Genomic DNA, 706 nt, shown 5'->3' on the forward strand with positions numbered 1-706 from the left:
TGGAGTTCGCGGCGTTCGACCGGGTGCCGCCGGGGCCTGGGCAGATCGAGGTGGCCGTCAGCGCGTCCAGCATCAACTTCGCCGACGTGCTGGTCACCTTCGGCCTGTATCAGACCGCGGACGGCAAGCAACCACAGCTGGGCACCGATTTCGCCGGTGTGGTGACCGCGGTGGGCCCCGACGTCACCGACCACCAGGTGGGCGATCATGTCGGCGGCATGTCGCCCAACGGCTGCTGGAGCACGTTCGTCACCTGTGACGCCCGCATGGCCGTAAAGCTGCCGGAGGGTCTGACGGACGCGCAGGCGGCGGCGGTGACGACCGCGAGCGCCACGGCGTGGTACGGGTTGCAGGATCTGGCCCGGATCAAGGCCGGTGACAAGGTGCTGATTCACTCCGCGACCGGTGGGGTGGGGCAGGCGGCGATTGCGATCGCGCGGGCGGCCGGCGCCGAGATTTATGCCACCGCCGGCAGCGAGAAGCGCCGGAACTTGTTGCGCGACATGGGTATCGAGCATGTTTACGACTCGCGCAGTGTGGAGTTCGCCGAGCAGATCCGTCGCGACACCGACGGCTACGGCGTGGACATCGTCCTCAACTCGGTCGTCGGGGCGGCACAACGGGCCGGCATCAAACTGCTGGCAGTGGGTGGCCGGTTTGTCGAGATCGGCAAGCGCGACATCTACGGCGACACCAAGCTCGGGCT

The 706-nt window shown here is 67.8% G+C and carries 1 protein-coding gene; it reads left to right on the forward strand.

Translation table 11 applies throughout. The annotated features are described in order from the left end of the window. On the forward strand, nt 1-706 hold a 706-nt coding region (locus tag BST12_RS29180; protein WP_139802074.1), incomplete at both ends, for a zinc-binding dehydrogenase.

It is taken from the genome of Mycobacterium angelicum, assembly GCF_002086155.1.
Lineage (GTDB): Bacteria > Actinomycetota > Actinomycetes > Mycobacteriales > Mycobacteriaceae > Mycobacterium > Mycobacterium angelicum.